The sequence below is a fragment of the Lysinibacillus sp. A1 genome (assembly GCF_000801965.1).
Lineage (GTDB): Bacteria > Bacillota > Bacilli > Bacillales_A > Planococcaceae > Lysinibacillus > Lysinibacillus fusiformis.
Genome location: NZ_JSZM01000025.1, coordinates 136,445 through 154,468, shown reverse-complemented (window position 1 = coordinate 154,468; position 18,024 = coordinate 136,445). Strand labels below are relative to the sequence as shown.

General features: G+C 39.4%; 16 protein-coding genes. 2 read left to right on the top strand and 14 right to left on the bottom strand.

Annotation, left to right across the window (positions count from 1 at the left end):
- Positions 1 to 39: 39 nt before the first annotated feature.
- The 4 genes from PI85_RS19185 to PI85_RS19170 form a co-directional block, all read right to left on the bottom strand.
- Complete coding sequence (locus tag PI85_RS19185) at positions 40 to 1,590, bottom strand: hydantoinase/oxoprolinase N-terminal domain-containing protein (RefSeq protein ID WP_036125165.1); 1,551 nt, start codon at positions 1,588 to 1,590, stop codon at positions 40 to 42.
- Positions 1,583 to 2,686, bottom strand: a complete 1,104-nt coding sequence (locus PI85_RS19180) for a DUF917 domain-containing protein (protein ID WP_036125164.1) — start codon at positions 2,684 to 2,686, stop codon at positions 1,583 to 1,585. Before PI85_RS19180 ends, PI85_RS19185 begins: the two co-directional genes overlap by 8 nt.
- Complete coding sequence (locus tag PI85_RS19175) at positions 2,683 to 3,951, bottom strand: cytosine permease (protein WP_036125163.1); 1,269 nt, start codon at positions 3,949 to 3,951, stop codon at positions 2,683 to 2,685. The genes PI85_RS19180 and PI85_RS19175 overlap by 4 nt, the downstream gene beginning before the upstream one ends.
- 131 nt (positions 3,952 to 4,082) lie before the next feature.
- The gene (locus tag PI85_RS19170; RefSeq protein WP_036125162.1) at positions 4,083 to 5,675 is read right to left on the bottom strand and encodes a PucR family transcriptional regulator; all 1,593 of its coding nucleotides are present in this window, start codon (positions 5,673 to 5,675) and stop codon (positions 4,083 to 4,085) included.
- Between the two features lie 165 nt (positions 5,676 to 5,840).
- Here PI85_RS19170 and PI85_RS19165 point away from each other — a divergent pair, with 165 nt between their 5' ends.
- Entirely contained in the window at positions 5,841 to 6,695 is an 855-nt protein-coding gene (locus tag PI85_RS19165) for a pentapeptide repeat-containing protein (protein ID WP_036125160.1), read from the top strand.
- Positions 6,696 to 6,753: 58 nt separating this feature from the next.
- Here the strand turns inward: PI85_RS19165 and PI85_RS19160 are convergent, their stop codons facing one another.
- The 9 genes from PI85_RS19160 to PI85_RS19120 all read right to left on the bottom strand — a co-directional run bounded on the left by PI85_RS19160 (position 6,754) and on the right by PI85_RS19120 (position 16,363).
- Entirely contained in the window at positions 6,754 to 8,469 is a 1,716-nt protein-coding gene (locus tag PI85_RS19160) for an FTR1 family protein (protein WP_036125157.1), read from the bottom strand.
- Positions 8,444 to 9,703, bottom strand: a complete 1,260-nt coding sequence (efeB, locus tag PI85_RS19155; protein ID WP_036125154.1) for an iron uptake transporter deferrochelatase/peroxidase subunit — start codon at positions 9,701 to 9,703, stop codon at positions 8,444 to 8,446. Before efeB ends, PI85_RS19160 begins: the two co-directional genes overlap by 26 nt.
- 6 nt (positions 9,704 to 9,709) lie before the next feature.
- Positions 9,710 to 10,579 (bottom strand): iron uptake system protein EfeO, encoded by an 870-nt coding sequence (gene efeO, locus PI85_RS19150; protein WP_036125150.1) that lies wholly within the window; start codon positions 10,577 to 10,579, stop codon positions 9,710 to 9,712.
- Positions 10,580 to 10,741: 162 nt separating this feature from the next.
- Positions 10,742 to 11,944: an MFS transporter gene (locus PI85_RS19145; RefSeq protein WP_036125149.1), complete on the bottom strand. Its 1,203-nt coding sequence runs from the start codon at positions 11,942 to 11,944 to the stop codon at positions 10,742 to 10,744.
- A 13-nt stretch (positions 11,945 to 11,957) separates the two neighbouring features.
- The gene (locus PI85_RS19140) at positions 11,958 to 12,377 is read right to left on the bottom strand and encodes a MarR family winged helix-turn-helix transcriptional regulator (protein ID WP_036125148.1); all 420 of its coding nucleotides are present in this window, start codon (positions 12,375 to 12,377) and stop codon (positions 11,958 to 11,960) included.
- Between the two features lie 229 nt (positions 12,378 to 12,606).
- A complete protein-coding gene (locus PI85_RS19135; RefSeq protein ID WP_036125147.1) occupies positions 12,607 to 13,614 on the bottom strand; it encodes an iron ABC transporter permease in 1,008 nt (335 codons plus the stop codon).
- Positions 13,607 to 14,608: an iron ABC transporter permease gene (locus PI85_RS19130; RefSeq protein WP_036125143.1), complete on the bottom strand. Its 1,002-nt coding sequence runs from the start codon at positions 14,606 to 14,608 to the stop codon at positions 13,607 to 13,609. The genes PI85_RS19135 and PI85_RS19130 overlap by 8 nt, the downstream gene beginning before the upstream one ends.
- A 23-nt stretch (positions 14,609 to 14,631) precedes the next feature.
- The gene (locus tag PI85_RS19125; RefSeq protein WP_036125141.1) at positions 14,632 to 15,558 is read right to left on the bottom strand and encodes an iron-hydroxamate ABC transporter substrate-binding protein; all 927 of its coding nucleotides are present in this window, start codon (positions 15,556 to 15,558) and stop codon (positions 14,632 to 14,634) included.
- A gap of 16 nt (positions 15,559 to 15,574) precedes the next feature.
- On the bottom strand, positions 15,575 to 16,363 hold the full coding sequence (locus PI85_RS19120; protein ID WP_036125139.1) for an ABC transporter ATP-binding protein: 789 nt from the start codon (positions 16,361 to 16,363) through the stop codon (positions 15,575 to 15,577).
- Positions 16,364 to 16,510: 147 nt separating this feature from the next.
- Between PI85_RS19120 and PI85_RS19115 the strand changes: the two genes are divergently transcribed.
- Positions 16,511 to 17,560 (top strand): NAD(P)/FAD-dependent oxidoreductase, encoded by a 1,050-nt coding sequence (locus tag PI85_RS19115; RefSeq protein ID WP_036125138.1) that lies wholly within the window; start codon positions 16,511 to 16,513, stop codon positions 17,558 to 17,560.
- Positions 17,561 to 17,611: 51 nt separating this feature from the next.
- On the opposite strand, the gene PI85_RS19110 is transcribed toward PI85_RS19115, so the two are convergent.
- Positions 17,612 to 17,857 carry a hypothetical protein gene (locus PI85_RS19110; RefSeq protein WP_036125137.1) on the bottom strand — a complete coding sequence of 82 codons (246 nt, stop codon included), beginning with the start codon at positions 17,855 to 17,857 and terminating at the stop codon, positions 17,612 to 17,614.
- Positions 17,858 to 18,024 lie beyond the last annotated feature (167 nt).

Genomic DNA, 18,024 nt, shown 5'->3' with positions numbered 1-18,024 from the left:
GCATTAAAAAAGAAGAGCCCTCTTTAGGACTCTTCTTCTCTATACCATTTTCCCTACTACTTTTACTTTTAATCTTGTTGCGTTTTCTGGATGATAGGCTAATGGCGTTTCTTCCACTTCAACCAATTCAATGGTATCCGCAAGGGCACCTGCTAATACAGCTTGTTTCACTGCTTTATTTTGTGCATCCTTTAAAGATTCATCACGAGGTTCTTTGGAATAAATATAAATTTGCTCGTATTGTCCACTAATTTGTGCAATGGATGCTCCAATGGCATTTGCCACACCGCCATATTCCGATTTGGCAATTGTTGAAACACCTTGAATTGTTTCTGGCACAATAATACTACCCCCGCCTACTAAAACAAGCGATACATCCTCTGACGATGTTTTCATTTTATCAATGGCCTGTTCTAGTAACGAGGAAATTTCTTCTTGAACGGCTTTAGCAAATGCTTCATCAATATGTGCCACTAAATTTGGATTTCCTACTTCTGCAAGACCTAAACGGACGGCAATATCTGTTGTTGTCATCGTCGACCCACCAAATACTAATGCCTCTTCACTAATTTTATAGCCGACACTATCTGGTCCAACGGTAATTTTATTATCCTTCACTCGAACAATACTACCACCACCTAGTCCGACTGAAATAATGTCAGGCATTCTAAAGTTAGTGCGGATATCCCCTACCTCCACCGCGACTGAAGATTCTCGGGGGAATCCATCTTGTAACACACCAATATCCGAAGTAGTACCACCTACATCTAATACCATTGTATTTTGAATTTGTGATAAATACGAAGCACCTCGAATACTATTTGTAGGTCCACAAGCTATCGTTAAGATTGGGAATTGCTTCGCATAGTCGATGGACATTAATGTACCGTCATTTTGACAGAGGTACACTTCTACATTAAAAATGCCTTCCGCTTGAAGGGCTTGAATAAAACCCTGTGTTGTCGTCTCAATGACCTTGCATAGAGCTGCGTTTAGAATCGTTGCATTTTCACGCTCAATTAAGCCTACAGAGCCAATTAACGATGAGCAAGAAACTGGGAAATCTTCACCATAGATCGCTTGAATCCAATCACGAACCTGCAATTCTTGATCATTTTTAATAGATGAAAAGACACCTACAATGGCAATTGATTCTACTTGGTCACGCCATTCTTCTAAGAGCTTTGTAATCTCTTCCTGATCAAGCGCACTCAATAGCTGGCCATCGTATTCATAGCCTCCATGTGCGATTGCATAATTTCCTGATAATTTTTCAATCATATCGGATGGCCAAGCTGTATAAGGTAGCACTGATGCTGTAGCTGGATAGCCCAGTCGAATCACACCAACCCTTGCTAGCTTCTTACGTTCAACGATGGCATTTGTACATTGAGTAGTCCCTAGCATCGCATGTGTAATTTTCGTTTTATCAATGTTTGCACCCTGTAATAATTGCTGTAACGATTGTTCGATACCTGATTTAATATCTAAACTTGTCGGTGACTTCACACTATAAACAAGCTGACTATTATGATCTAAAAGTATGGCATCTGTATTTGTTCCGCCTACGTCAATTCCGATTTTATACATGTTCAGCTACCCCCTTTTTCACCAATTCTTCAATTGGCACGAAATTATAATCATACCCAAAGTATTTTGGTCCTGCTGTTTCTATCCCTTTTGCTGTGCGCCATTTTTCATGTGATGGTAAACCAATGACACGCACACGTTTACCGTATTTTAAACTCTCTGTCGTCACAGGCAATAATGTCTCATAATCGACTAAACAAATCAGGTCAGGTGTCATCGCCACAACTTGATCGTTCTTCTCTGCCAGTAAATTTTCATTTTGGAAATGCACCTTCATCTGATCCTCTTTATAGCCATCAATTCCTTCAAGAAGCATTTTCCCTAAGTTAAAGCCGCCCTTCGTTTCACGAATCACATCAACAATTTTCCCTTGAAATAGCTCGTACCCTGCAATAAGCTTTAAAAGGCTTGCTAGCTTATCGATCACCTCTTGATCTTTAGAAGCAATAATTTCACCGATTTTTTCAGAAAGTGTCACAATATGATGCACACCACTTTTTTTAATTTGAGCACCAGTTGTTGGATACAAGCTCACTAATGAGCTAGCTCCCATCTCAACAGTTGCCGAGCGGGCGATACGCTCTGTCCATTTATTATCAATCGTTTCAAAAATGCCGATATTACCCTTTTCATCTGTGATGGCCATAGGTGTTGCCGAAATACCATCTAGATTAAACGTCACCATTTGCAACTCTGGGAATGCGCGCCCCATACCATCGCAATCAATCAAAGGTAAACCTAGCTGAGCAGCCACCACAATCGGAATCATCGAATTGACCCCACCCGCTTCCATCGGGTATGTACCAGCAATTTTATCCTTCCCTAAATATTGTGCAAGCTTTTGGAAAACTTTTACGAACTCGTCGCCACGAGGAAATTTTTCAACTAAAACCGATGGTGCTCCCATCATAGCTGCGGGAATGAAAAAATCCTCATCCTCAATTTCATCCACGGAATACAACCGAACAGGGCCATTTTTTTCAATAGCAGAAAGTGCCATTAATTTCCCGATATACGGATCTCCGCCACCACCTGTCCCTAGAAATGCTGCACCTATAGCTATATGTTCAATAGCCGCTTGATCTAAATATCTCATCTATGTTCCTCCAATATGACAGTTTTTTGTACGGATACACGATATCCAATATAATAAATAGCAAATGAAATAATAATGCCGATCATCGGTTGATTAGGTAATGTCGGCAATTCAGGAAATAAAGAGAATACGACGGGCATACAGGCAATCACTGCCCCAACTAGCCAAGAAAGCACCCCTAAGCGATTAACGCCTTCCACCTCAACCCAGCTATCTTTACGACCTTTATGGATGACCCAATAGGAAGCAATCATGACACCTGCAACAGGTGGAATCATCGCGGATAGAATCGACATAATTGGTGTGAAATAATTTAAAATCCCTATGACTGCTAAAATCGTACCAATTGTCCCAGCAACAAAAATTGCCATTCTCTCTTTGTTTTTTGCTACGTCAAATACATTAATTAAGGCAATACCGCCTGAAATCGCATTGACCAAATTGGTTTTCCAAGTAGCTAAAATCAAGCCAACCCCGCCAATAAATGGTGTAGCAATATGCAAAAAGACTGCGGTAATATCGCTTGTTTGATAAGCAATTGTTAAAATGGCCCCTACGCCAATCATTAGCACTCCAGCAGGAATAATTCCTAACGTAGCAGCCTTGAAAACATCTGAACGTTTTTTGGAAAATTGCGAATAATCCCCCGCTATAACTGCCCCTAATGCGAATGAACCAATTGTCACTGCTAAACCATCCATAAAGCTCATATTTCCTTGTGGTTGGTAAGCACGTATAAACTCCAACTGATCCCCTGTTAACGTTTGGACTAAACCGTATACGCAAATAATGACTAATAATGGGACAGCAATATAGCTTAATGTACGTAATACTTTCATGCCATAGATAGCAGATACAACCATCACCATACCACTTATGAACGAAGCTAAAGGAACTGGTATATTTAAGTGATAGATTGCTAGCAAATTTGCTAAGGCAACCCCACAAACATTAGCCTGAATACCAAACCACCCTAAGCAAGCGATAGCTAGGATAATAGACAAAATAGTTCGAGAGCCTTTTTTACCGAACACTTGACCAGCGACATGGACAGTTGGCTTACCTAAATCACTGCTTTGCATTCCTTGTAATATCATAATAAATACGACGATCGCGTAGCCTACAAATGCTACAGCCAGTGCCTTCGATAAACTCATACTTGTAATGAGTGCATTCCCTACCAATAAACTAGGAATACATATCATGGCACCCGCCCAAATAATCCCTAAGCTATACCACGATTGAACATTGTTGTCATTTCTCAAGTGACTCCCTCCTTATACTTGGGTGATGGATGAATGTTTTTAATTATAAAGAAAGTATGGAAGAGAGTCTTTTGCGTAAATAAAAAAAATAATCTGAAATTTTGTTCAAAATGACAAAATTTCAGATTATTCTAGTCATTGATTAATCGATAGAGCATGCAAGCCATATACACATCATAAAATTCGGCGTAAATGGTCACATCTATCCCAATCAGTTCACTAATTTTTTTGATACGGTATTTCACCGTATTTTTATGAATATAAAGTAGCTCTGCACAGCGCTCCACACTCGCATGTGCATCTAATAAAAAGGTAATCAATGTCTGTAATGTATCATGATCATGTAAAATGGGGTCAATGACCGATAAGTATTCCTCAATCATTTCTTCCCCCTGCTTACTTACATCCATAGCTCTTTTCATGGAACGAACCTCAGCTGCTGTAAATAATTTTCGCATGGGGTATATCGTGTGGGCTTTATCACCTACCTGATTGACCAACTGATACATCTGACGAACGGCCTTCGTGTTTTTCATTTTTGGTGCATAGACGATTTCTGCGATTTGTCCAGCATAATTGGTAGTTTCATTATATTCGGCAGTAATTTCAAACTCATGGTGCTTGTACATGCAATTACCAAGTAGAACAATCATACAATGGTCCATACATTGAATAACTCTTGTTTGATAGTATTTAGACAGCTGCTCTTCTAACTCATCTCGAATCTTTTTTTCATCCGCTAAATCATGCATATATACTAACCACATCATTTGAATAGCAGAAACATCTATATGAAGGAGATTGGCTAATCTTCTCATTTTTTCACTTTCATCATTAATGATTGCTTTGACTAAGGCATACTCGCTGACCTCATCATGCTTGTCTCCCCATAAATTAATCGCCACTTGGACAACCTCACTTACCTTTTCAATTGTCTTGGCAGGTAACTTGGTATTTTCTTTTATAAGGAATAAAAAAAGAGGCTCCCCATTTTTTTGATGTACTCTTTTATATTCAATCACACATGAGATGTCACTTCGTTTGAATTCACCTTTACCTGTTTCACGATAAACTTGTGATTGTGAGCATTCATGGATAGCGTGGACCACATCTAATGATGAATTTCTTGGCCACATGACTTGATTGATAATATCTAAATGACTATTGGTTAATAGAATATTGGCTTTCAAGCGATCTGATAGCATTTTCAATGTAATTTCGACACTTCTTAAATGCTCTGGCAATAAGGATACCTTCTCTAATGTTTCCTTGACGAAATGGTCATTGACACCCTGATTACTAACAATCGCTTCCATAACTTCATAAATAACCTCATTATAACGAAGGGAATAATCATTCTTTGGCATACAGATGATAATAAACCCTTGAGATTCCGCTAAGGCGAGCACTTCCTCTGGTATATGTGGCAACACGATACCAACATAATATAAGATAAGGCCCAGCTCTCCTAAATCGTGTAAATGCTGTATGGTTTCACATTGCTGTTCTACACTATCTCGAATGGAATAGAAGGAGCTAATGACGAGCTCTTCTGCATACCATTCCTCTTGCACACGATTAATAATTTTCGAATAAAAATCAACATTCGATACTTCTAAAACGGATAAAGAAGAAACCGTACGATGCAGATTATCTCGCCCTGTTAAAACCTCTGCCCCGCGAAAGGAAGGCAAATGCAGTAAATCTTTCACCGTTACCCCCATGTTCAACCACCACTACTTTTTCTAAATTTTCTATACAATGTCTTGTGAAGAAGAATACCATAATCGCACCTGTCTTTCAAAATATGGGTGTATTCATATTCATAACTTCGCATGTACGTGCTAAAATAATAGCTAAGTTTATGAGGTAAGAGAGGAAAAAAGAGAATGTCTAGACTAACAAATAGAGACACATCGTTTGGCACGACAATCCGAGAAAGCTTACAGGCAGATTGCCAAAGCTGTTTTGGCTTATGTTGTACCGCATTAAATATAGTAGCTTCTAGTGATTTTGCCATGGATAAACCAGCAGGCAAGCCATGCTCCAATTTAAAGGAGGATTATAGCTGTCAAATTCATAGCAAGCTAAGAAAAAGTGGCTATAAAGGCTGTACTGTTTTTGATTGCTTAGGGGCAGGTCAGCAAGTTTCCCAAGTGACATTTAAAGGGCAAGATTGGCGCCAATCACGAGAGCATGCTGAGAAGATGTTTCAAGTGTTTCCAATTATGGAGCAGCTATATGAAATGATTGCGTATGTAGCTGAAGCTCTTTCCTATCCAGTTGACGATACGCTCCATGAACAGCTCCTCGTTCAATTAGAGCAGCTACAGCAGGCAACAGAGCTTGACGCTAATGGCTTATTGGCACTGGACATGATTGCTATTCGTATGCCAGTAAACGCACTTCTTTTAAAAACAAGCGAACAAATGCGGCAACAGCTAGTAAAGGGGAAAACTTCTCCTAAATTAAATCAGCGTGGTGCTGATTGGATGGGGAAAAATTTCAAGGGGAAAGATTTACGAGCTACTGATTTAAGAGGTAGCTATTTAATTGCTGCCAATTTACAAGGAGCCAATTTACAAGGGGTAGATTTCATTGGGGCTGATATGCGTGATACCAATTTACGCGGCGCAGATCTATCGACAAGTTTATTTTTAACACAAATGCAAATCAATGCCGCACAAGGTGACAGCACTACGAAACTACCTTCGTATATTAAACGTCCCGCTCATTGGCAATAAAAAAGGATGCCTCCAATAGAGACATCCCTTTCCGCCATAAGCGTTTTACTAAAGACGCTTAGGCTTGCTTCTTTTTATAAATGATCGTTGCCCCGATCAATGCTAGTAATATCGCTTGGCCAATCATCGTTTCTACGGTTGGATAGAAACCAATCATGCTTACGACAGGTAAGCCATCAACAATCGTTGTAGAAATCTTATTAGTTAGCTGCAATGTATGCAGACTGACACCGATAATTTTAAAGGCTAATATATAAATAAGCCAGGTCGCTACGGCAAAGAATTTATGAATAGGAATTTTGCCACTTGCCTTAAACAACACAACGGCAAGCACGGCAAGGATAATGAGTGCCACGACAATCCCAAGAATAAATTGAGAAGTCGCCATTTTCGGTGCAATACCCGCATAAAAGACAAGCGTTTCTGCCCCTTCTCGGAAAACGGATAAGAAGCTAATCGCTGCCATCGCAAAAATAGAGCCACTGGAAATGGCATTGCCCATTTGCTTCGAAATATAGCGATTCCAACTGACCACACTCGATTTACTATGCAGCCAAATACCTACACCAATCATCATTGCTGCAGCCAGTAAGCCTACATAGCCTTCCATTAATTCACGATTCGTATCAATTGTAGCCGAATTTAAAATCGTTGACATAAGAACTGCGGCAACTGCTGATAACAGAACGCCCACAAACGCTCCGATATAAATCCATTTACGCATTTTCTTCTGCCCTGATTTATTAAGAAATGACACAAGAGCTAATATAATGAGTAAAGCCTCTAGCCCTTCTCGAAGTAATATTAACGCGGCATCCCAAACTGTATAATCTGAATCACCTTGAATTAACTCGATTTCCGTACGGAATGTATTTAATTTTTTCGTAATAGCCCCTTGATCGACAGAGGATTTTAATAAATCACTGGCGATTATGGGCATATCACTTTCAATTTTTGTATATAGACTACCATTACGAGTTGAGATTTCTATTTCAACTCGTGGCCAAATCGTGATAAATTCACGAACCTTATTAGAGGCTGCCTTATAATCACCATTATCTACATAGTCCAACGCCTCATCAATATAAGCAATTAATGTAGCTAGCGAATAGTCTCCTTCTACCGCTTCAGCCGTTTCTTTACCCGCTACAAAATCTACAATTGTTTGTTGTAAATCTGCAAATTGAGTTTTCATTAAAGCGATATCTGGTTCTTCCGCAGAAATAGAGATTCGTAGAAATGCCATCTGTGTTTCGATTTGCCCATACATGGCAATACTTTGCTCACGTACAGGTCGCTCACTTTTATTCCACTTGAGATTAAAATCCTTGTATGCTTCATCAATAGCCTGAACATCACCACTAGCTAAAGCATTTTCAAAGTCTGCCAAAATTGGCTTCATCTTTTGTCCAAACTCTGCTCGCTGTGCAGCCTCATCTACTGGATTTTCCAGTTTTTCTAGCGCCCGTAATGCATTCGACAATGCTGACAACGCCTCTAAACGGTCATCCTTTGACTTGGCCTCTGTTGCTTGCGCAAGGATCTCATCAACCTTTGCTTTCGCCTCTTTTTGTTCTGAAGAAACCATAGCCCAGTCTGTGGCAAACTGTTCAAGCGCCTGTTTCGCCTCTGCCTCTTTATCCTGCTTCGTATTCATCAATGCATCACTAATCGCAATATATAAAGGACTATACGATTGCGCAGCTTGCACTGGTAAAGCTAAAGTCAGAACTAAAGCAATCACAATACTACAGCGCGTTAAAAAGTGCTTCACCTAAATAACTCCCCTTTTGTACACCAGGGAAGCAAGCAAACACTGCACTGCCTCGATGGGTAATATACTCATTCATTTTATCCATACGCCCTAAGCTATTTTGAATCGTTGTAAATTGGGCTGGGTCTTTTTGAAATGAAATAAAGATAAGCCCCGCATCATGAGTGCCTGTATTCGACATCACACCTGATGCATAGGAATAGGATCTACGCAAAATACGAGCTCCTGATTTACGAGCTAAGTGAACATGTGATGTATCAGGCATAATATAATTCCCTTTATCATCCTTCGCCTCTACATCAAAATCATCAAATTCCTTTGTCTTACCCATCGGTGCCCCACTATCACGGTAACGACCAAATGTAGCTTCTTGATCTTTTAAAGATGTACGATCCCATGTCTCAAGATGCATTTGAACTTTACGCGCAACTAAATAAGAGCCACCTTGTAGCCAGCCTTTATCCACCCAAACAACCTTCTTTAAATCCTTCTCATCTGTAATGGATGGATTCACCGTACCGTCCTTGAATGCAAAGAGGTTTCGGGGGGTACCACCACCTGCTGGAAACGAGTTAAAGCCAGACTGTGACCATTTAATCTCCACTTTCCCTGACGCTGCACGTACTAAATTGCGGACTGCATGGAATGCCACCTGCGGATCATCTGCACAGGCTTGAATACATAGATCACCACCTGTATATTCTTTCAGTAGCTGATCCTTTGGGAAATGTGGTAAATCCTTTAATTCCGCTGGCTTTAAATGCTGCATACCAAGCTTATCAAATAAGGAAGCTCCAACACCAATAGTAATTGATAAATTGGCAGCATCTAAGCCCTCTGCCTCACCTGTATCACCAGTCGGCACTCTCGTATTCGACGAAACATCAGCCATTAATTCACCATTCATTAAACGTACAACAAGAGGTGTCCATTGCTGGAACAACTCTTGCAGTTCCTTCTTCGATGTCACTAATACATCCAAAGAAGCAAAATAAATATTCGTTTGTACAGGTGTTACAATACCTGACTGATGACTGCCGTAGAAATTGACCTTATTGCTCGCAGTGGTACTGTCAGCAACAGGCTCAAAAACATCATAGCCCATTGCTTTCATCACACCACCTAAACCAGAGGCACCAATAGCAACACCTGCCACCCCAATGCCTGTCAGTTTCAACATATCACGTCTAGAGATTTTTTTATTCATCCATTTTTCTTCATTTGACGCTGTCATTTATGTTCACTCCAAAATGATACCCATTTGACTTAATGGTTCTCCAAGCTGATTTACCGCTGCCGCAAGCGCTTTTGTATGATCCTCTGTTAATTCTTCGTAGGAAACATAGCCACCATCAGCAGTTGCATGCTGTGCTAATAAATCGTCCACCGCCTTGAATTTTTCATCAAGTGTTGTAACTAATGTTGAATCTTTCGCTTCTAATTTTGAACGTAAAATTTCAAAGATTTTTTCAGCACCTTCAATATTCGCTTTAAAATCATACAGGTCTGTATGTGAATAAATTTCCTCTTCACCTGTAATTTTAGATGTGGACACTTCATTTAATAAATCAACTGCACCTGTAATCATTAAATCAGGAGTCACTTCAACTGTTTGTACAAGGGCATGTAATTCCTTGGCATCTGCAAGTAGCTGGTCAGCCACAGCCTCATAGCCTTTTGTTGTATTTTCTTCCCATAGTGCATACTCAAGCTTATGATAGCCTGACCACTCTTCTTCGCCTTTTCCTTCTTCCTGTATATCAGCTAAACGACCATCAATACGTGGATCAAGGTCACCAAAGCTTTCCGCAATTGGTTCAGAACGTTCAAAATACATACGCGCTGGTGCATAGGCCGCTTTTGCTCCTTCAATATCGCCAGCCTTAACAAGATTCACAAATTTCTCTGTTTCTAGTAAAAATTGATCCATTTGCTCTAATGCAAATTGTTGATAGGCTGATAGTTCAGAAGATAAATCAACCTCTTGTGTTGCTTTGTCTGTTTGCTCTGTTTCAGGCTTATCTTCTTTTTTTGTATCTTCTGTATTACCACAGCCAGCCATTAGAATGCCTCCTGCTACTAATACTGACAATAATGATTTATTTTTCATACTTCGTACCTACTCCCGATTTTGTTTTATATTGTGATGATAATGATTATCATCCTCTAATGCAAGATAATTTTTTTGAAAAAGAAAAAAACGTCATTTTTAAGTTGTTTTCGAAGAACAACTAGAAAAAATACGTTTTTTCCACAATATAATGATTCTAATCTACGAAATTTTTGATTGTTTCAATTTTTCATATTTACCATGTAAGAAATAATAAAGTACAATTGATAATAAAATGACAAAGACCATCGCAAAGAAGATGGCTCTGTAGCCCGCAGATGGAACAAATAATCCTAAGAAATAAGGCCCTACGCCTAAACCTAAATCATAAAAAATGAAGTAAGTAGATGTCGCAAGTCCTAAACGTTCATTCGGAGTTACTTTAATAGCAATAGCCTGTGCAACTGAGTTGAAGTTACCATAGCCAATACCGATACAAGCAGCAGCAATTAAAAAAGCAATCGTTGTTGACGCTGAGCTAAATGCATACATACCAATAGCAAAAATCACCAAACATGGATAAATGATAATATTAGCGCCTCTTGTATCCAACAATTTCCCTGTAAATGGACGTGTAGCTAAAATGACAATCGCATAGATAATGAAGAAATAACTACCTGCTGATACTAAATCAAGCTCCTTCGCATAAAAGGTCATAAAGGACATGACGCCAGAATACGCAAAACCGATGACCAGTGCAACAAAAGCAATCGGTACAGCGCGCAATTCAATGAAGTTCGTCACCTTAAAGCCAGCCTTTGCTGCCGCATCCTTTGCCTTCTTCGGTGCATCTGGCACTGTTACGATAAAATACATGAAAAAGCAGATAATAGCTAAAACTGAATCTACAGCAAAAATCATGCGGTAATCCTCAAACAGCTGTGTTAATAAAATACCGACAAATGGTCCAATAGCTGTGGCCAAAATCGCACTTAAGCTATAATAACCAATTCCTTCACCGCGTCGCTCAGGAGGTAAAATCTGTGCAATAATCGTCCCCGTCGCTGTACTTGCCACCCCTAGGGCAATCCCCTGTACTAAACGATTCAGCATAAGTAAAGGTAAATTCCCTGCAATAAAATAGGACATCGTTGACAGCATAAATAAAAGCAATCCACAAAATAATGTTTTCTTACTGCCCCAATCCCCAATAATACGGCCCGTTCCAAGACGCCCTAATAATGTCCCGATAATAAAAATACTCGATACAAGACCCGCTGTACTTGTAGACGCATTAAAATGTTCCACTGCATAAGCAGCAATCGTAACCATTAATAAATAAAAGATTAACGTAATGGTAAAATTAATAAGTGAGACAATTAAAAAATCCTTTGTCCATAGTTTCTTTCTTGTTGTTCCTTCCACGTTACTCGCTCTCCTATTGATGAATATTCATACAAATTCTTTCAAAAACCTGTGTCGCTATTTCAATATCTCGCTGAGGTACACCTGCCAGTGCATGCTCAAAAAATGGCTTCAAGTGCGCTTTAATCTCCTGCACAAGCTCCTCTCCATGCGCCGATAAATGAACAAGCTTTTCCCGCTTATCCTTGCCCGGGATCGTTTCCACATAGCCAAGCTCCACAAGTTTATGTACAAGCTTCGTCACACTCGGCTTCTCAATAGACATAAAATTCGCGATATCCACAAAGGAATGCGGACCTTTATCCTTTAAAAAACGAAGAACTGCCCACTGTGAGCTATATAACTGATACGGTTCAAGTTGCACATTCAGCTTATTGATAAATGGTCTATACATTAAACGATACTGATTAAAAAACTCCTGCTCGATTGTCAAAAAATCACTTCCTCTTTATATTAGTTAGCCTAGCTAACTATATACCTAAAATCTCTATTTGTCTAGTCGGGATTTCGCATCTATAGAATAAGGGTATTAAAAAAAGAACCTCAACAAATGAGGTTCCTAAAAACTTGCCATATACATTTAGTAAAATAAATCCTTCATTCATTTCAGTAGTTCAAAAGCCTTTGATTTCGAGCATCCGTTTACTCGTGCTATCACTTTTCTATACATTCTTCCGTAATAAATATAAAAAATAAGGTGCCCCGATAAAGGCAACAATGATCCCCGCTGGTACAGTTGCAGTAGGAATGGCAACACGACCAATAGTATCGGACAGCATTAATAGACTTGCGCCAATGAATAATGTCAATGGTAAAAAGAATTGGTAGCGTGGTCCGACAAGCTGTTTGGCAATATGAGGTGCCATCAACCCTATAAAGGCAATACCACCTGTTACAGAAACTGCTGCTGCTGCTAGTGCCACAGCGACGATTAATAAGCGTAACCGCTCGCGCCCGATATTCATCCCAAGACCTACGGCTGTTTGCTCCGTCATCGCCAAGACATTTAAGACATTGGATTTATAGAAAATATATGGAATTCCCACGACAAGCCAAGGCACTAAAGCCCAGAAAAATGGCCAATCCGTACCCCAAACACTACCTGCAAGCCATTGGGCAATAAATTGCACATCACTTCGCTCTGCTGAGGAAATTAATACCATCATAACGCCAGATAAAGCAGAGGCTACCCCTACCCCAATTAAAATCAGTTGGACGGGTTGCACTCCTTTATTGCGTTGATAAGAGAAAAAGTAAATGCAAAGGGCAGTGAAAAGCGCACTACAAAATCCTACAACTGGCAATATATAAGCAAAGTGTGGAAGATCTCCATTTACAAGTAAATAAAAGACTGTAATCCCGACACCTGCTCCTGCATTAATACCAATGATCCCTGGATCTGCTAAATCATTGCGTGTAACCCCTTGTAGGACTGCACCTGCTAAAGCTAATGCCATCCCAGCCGCTGCTAATACCAACATTCGTGGTAAGCGAACTGAGAATAATACGAAGGATTCTTTAAAACTACCATCGCCTAGCAAGGTTGGGAGAATGCGATCAAACGAAACTGAGGCAGGTCCTAAAGAAATACCTAAAACAAAAATGAATAACGTGACGACAAGCCAAGTAAAAAACCATTTTCGCTGTTTTTTGCGACCTTCTTTAAACAAATTGGCGTCCTCCCTTCCGTACTAATAGTAGGAAGAATGGTAGACCAAGAATCGAAACAATCGCTACAACCGGCGTTTCAAATGGTGCATTAATCATACGTCCTGCAAAATCAGCCGTCACCATAAACCAGCCGCCAACAATTGCGCTCATCGGTAGGACAAAACGATAGTCTGTCCCTACAAATGCGCGAACAATATGCGGAACCATTAAGCCAACAAATGCTAGATTCCCAACAAGTGCTACGGCAGAGCCAGCTAAAATAACGACAGCAAACATCATAATACCTTTAATCAATGTTGTGTTTTGCCCAACACCTACCGCTACTTCTTCATTTAAACTTAAAATCGTTAATTGACGACTAAAAGCAAACGACAATAGGAGACCAATGACAATGACCGGAACGATCAATAACGCCTGCCATGTCGTGCCAATGAATCCGCCACTTGTCCACATCGACACATCCTTGGAAATTTGAAATAAAATGCCCGTGCCTTCAGCAACTGCTTGTAATAAAGCAGTAACTGCTGCACCAGCTAAAACAAGTCTCAATGGAGAGAAGCCTTTCTTAGTAGAGGCACCGATCCCATAAACGATCATCATACCAATTCCAGCTCCAATAAAGCAGGCTAAAATTAACGTATAATAGGAGAATTTCGGGATAAATGCCATCGTTAAAGCAAGGGCAGCATTTGCCCCTGCTGTTAAACCAAGTAGCCCTGGATCAGCTAATGGATTGCGTGTAACCCCCTGCATAATCGCTCCCGCAACTGCGAGTGCACTGCCAACAAAAATAGCAGCAATGATACGAGGAAATCGAATTTCACGTAAAATCGTGTAATGCTTACCACCACTTTGTCCGACAATTGCTTGATAGACATCTTGAATGCTCGTATTCGCTGCACCTAAGCACAGCGAGATACAAGCCGTGCCGATTAATACGATCAATGCAAGCAATACCTGAAGCCAAAATGGTAACTGTCGAAACTTTGTCATTTGCCTTCGCTACTCTCTACTAATTATTGTAAAAATTTCTCTTCAAAGAACTTCAGCTGATGCTCTAACGTGATCGGGTCATTGAAATAAAAGGCATTTGCATTCACTTCAAATAAATGACCATTTTTCACTGCCTCTAAATCTTTAAACCATGCTGCATCTGTAAATGAGTTGTCTTGGTCTTGGAACATACTGAAAATCACATAATCCCCTGCATAATCCCCTAAAACCTCTTGAGAAATTGCATAGTAGCCAGGCTCTAAAGCTGTTTCTTTAACTTTTTCAGGCATTTTCAAGCCCATTTCTTGATATAAAATCTCTGTTCCACGACCCCAATTATCGCCATAAATATAAAATTGTTTATTAAAGTTCTCTGCCACTGTTACAGTTGCATCTTCACCGATTTTTTCTTTAATTTTTTTACCTGATTCTGCTGCACGTGCTTTAAAATCTTCTACCCATGCTGTTGCTTCTTTTTCTTTATTTACAACTTTACCGATTTCAATAAATTGTTGTAAATAATCTACTTTCCCATACGTAAATAATACAGTTGGTGCGATTTCTGATAATTTATCAGCATTTTCAATACCATTTAAACCAATGATTAAGTCTGGCTCTAGCTCAAGAATTTTTTCAACATCTGTATTTTCTACAACTACTGCATCTTTAATAGCATCTTCAAAGTTTGGATTTTTTGCTGCCCATGCATCTACACCGACAACATCAACATCAAGCTGTAATAAATCCCCTACAAAAGAAGATAATACGACTACACGTTTAGGGTTTGCCGGTACTTCAACAGGACCTGCTTCTGATTGATACGTAATTGTCTCAGCTGAAGTTGCATCTTTCGAGCCTTCATCAGCCTTTTCTGTTTTCTCTTCTTTATTGCCACACGCCGCTAGTACTAGTACAAGCATCATAAACATTGGTAATAACCACTTCTTCATTGTCTTTCATTCTCCTTTAAACGGTTTGTAATAAGTTATATGTAATGCACATTGGTTTGTTTGTTCGTGGATCTTGGCCAATTACAGCATCAATATTAAACACTTTTTTTAATACTTCTGGAACCATGACTTCCTCAGCTGTTCCAAATTTAACAAGCTCTCCTTGTGACAGTGCCACAATATAATCAGAAAAACGTGCGGCTTGATTCAAATCATGGAGGACCATAACAATCGTGCGCCCTTGTTCTTCATTGAGCTTATAAAGTAACTCTAAAACCTCTAATTGATGTGCCATGTCTAAATAGGTTGTCGGCTCATCTAAAAATATAATGTCGGTTTCCTGAGCTAAAGACATTGCAATCCACACTCGTTGACGCTGTCCACCTGATAAAGCGTCTACAGATTGCAAGCGGAAGTCTTCTGTTTTTGTCACTTGTAAAGCCCAGTCAATGACCTCTTTATCTTTCTGTGATAAATTGCCAAAGCCCTTTTGATAGGGAAATCGACCGTAGGATACAAGCTCTTCCACTGTTAAACCATGTGCACTTTCTGGGCTTTGCGGTAAAATGGCAAGTTCTTTCGCCAATTCTTTCGTGTTCATCTTGGAAATATTTTGACCATCCAAAATGACCTGTCCACTCTCATGCTTTAAAATACGTGTAATGGCCTTTAATAAGGTAGACTTTCCGCAACCATTTGAACCAATGATGGTTGTAATTTTACCATCTGGAATTTGCAGCGATAAGTCATGCACAATCGTTTTATTCTCATAACCAACACGAATCGATTCTACTTCTAAACGCAATTCGGACCCTCTCTTTCATTTTACTTCATTCCATGCTATTATAGGCACTGATAAAAATGATAATCATTATCACTAAAATTAGTCTAGTTTTATGATAAGATTTTGTCAATTACTTTTTTACTATTAATTAAGGATGTGGCAATAAAAATGCAACATGTGTATGATGTGACAATTATTGGCGGAGGCCCTGCCGGCTTGTATAGCGCCTTTTATAGTGGTTTACGAGGATTAAAAACAAAATTAATCGAGAGCCAATCTCAACTTGGTGGAAAAGTATTACTTTATCCTGAAAAGCTTATTTGGGATATAGGAGGTCACCCCCCTATTTTAGGCGAGAAATTTGTTAAACAATTGATCCAGCAAGCTAAAACATTTGACCCTACGATCCTAACAAACACAAAAGTAGATTTTATTGAACGGCAAGAAAATCTATTTATTGTACATACAGCTACTGGTGAAAAGCATTATTCAAAAACAGTTCTACTAGCAGTTGGTGGAGGTATTATTAATCCTCAGAAACTAACGCTGGAAGGTGCTGAGAAATATGAAATGTCCAATTTACACTATACCGTTCAATCCTATAAACGTTTTGTGAATAAGGATATCCTTATTTCTGGGGGCGGGAATGCGGCCATTGATTGGGCTGTCGAACTGAGCCCCATTGCTAAAAGTGTGACAGTGGTTTACCGTAAAGAAACATTATCAGCGCATGAGGCAACCGTAAAAGAAGCCCTTGATGCTGGTGTCCTGATTGAATGCAATACGACGATTACAAAGCTTTTAGCAAATGAAGATAAAACGGCTATTCAATTAGTGAGATGTGAAAACTCAAAAACAAAGGAAAGCTACACTCGTCAAATTGATGAGGTCATCATTAGTCATGGCTATAATTGTGAAGCATCCCTCACGTTTGATGAAGCGATTTCGATTCCTAAAAAGGATGATTATTATTTCGAAGGCAAAGCAACAGGTGAAACAGTACAGCCTGGTATTTTTGCGGCAGGAGATATTTTATCATTTGAAGGAAAAATTAATTTGCTACTTGGGACATTCCAAGATGCAGCCAATGCGGTCAACTCTATTAAAACTTATTTAGAGCCAACTGCTTATCGCCATGGAATGGTGTCCTCTCATAATGAACTATTTAAAGAGAAAAACCGCTCCATTATCGAAAAAGAACTTGTCCCATCCCATTAATCATAATAGAAACCCTCTTCAAGAAAGCAATCTTAAGAGGGTTTCTTTCTTTTATTTGAATAAACTTAATAGTGCCCCCATCTGTCTTAACATATTTACGCCATTCGTAATCGTTCCAGCATGACCCATAATTGTATTTAGATGATCTGGCAACTTCCCTCCTATTCTAGGACCTTGAAATTGCTGATTGGGTGGATAGTTAGGTTGCATCGCTCTACCTCGAAATGGAGGACCAAAAGTTCCCATATTGTTTGAAGGATAGACTCCTCTTCTATAATTCGGCTGAAAATGTGGCATTTATACACCTCCTATCTAAAAGCTCTTCCCTAGTATATGTGCGCCTTTTATGAAGGAATTAGACGTATGAAGAAGTATCAAAAATTATCTATTTTTGTCCTATAAAATATAGGGATTTCTAGCTTTTCACCATATGTAAGGGAACCATACTAGTTTTCTTTTCATAC

Coding starts and splice junctions, on each gene's coding strand:
- PI85_RS19185 (WP_036125165.1), bottom strand. CDS start 1,590: ATGTATAAAATCGGAATTGACGTAGGCGGAACAAATACAGATGCCATA.
- PI85_RS19180 (WP_036125164.1), bottom strand. CDS start 2,686: ATGAGATATTTAGATCAAGCGGCTATTGAACATATAGCTATAGGTGCA.
- PI85_RS19170 (WP_036125162.1), bottom strand. CDS start 5,675: ATGGGGGTAACGGTGAAAGATTTACTGCATTTGCCTTCCTTTCGCGGG.
- PI85_RS19165 (WP_036125160.1), top strand. CDS start 5,841: ATGTCTAGACTAACAAATAGAGACACATCGTTTGGCACGACAATCCGA.
- efeB (WP_036125154.1), bottom strand. CDS start 9,703: ATGACAGCGTCAAATGAAGAAAAATGGATGAATAAAAAAATCTCTAGA.
- efeO (WP_036125150.1), bottom strand. CDS start 10,579: ATGAAAAATAAATCATTATTGTCAGTATTAGTAGCAGGAGGCATTCTA.
- PI85_RS19130 (WP_036125143.1), bottom strand. CDS start 14,608: ATGACAAAGTTTCGACAGTTACCATTTTGGCTTCAGGTATTGCTTGCA.
- PI85_RS19125 (WP_036125141.1), bottom strand. CDS start 15,558: ATGAAGAAGTGGTTATTACCAATGTTTATGATGCTTGTACTAGTACTA.
- PI85_RS19115 (WP_036125138.1), top strand. CDS start 16,511: ATGCAACATGTGTATGATGTGACAATTATTGGCGGAGGCCCTGCCGGC.
- PI85_RS19110 (WP_036125137.1), bottom strand. CDS start 17,857: ATGCCACATTTTCAGCCGAATTATAGAAGAGGAGTCTATCCTTCAAAC.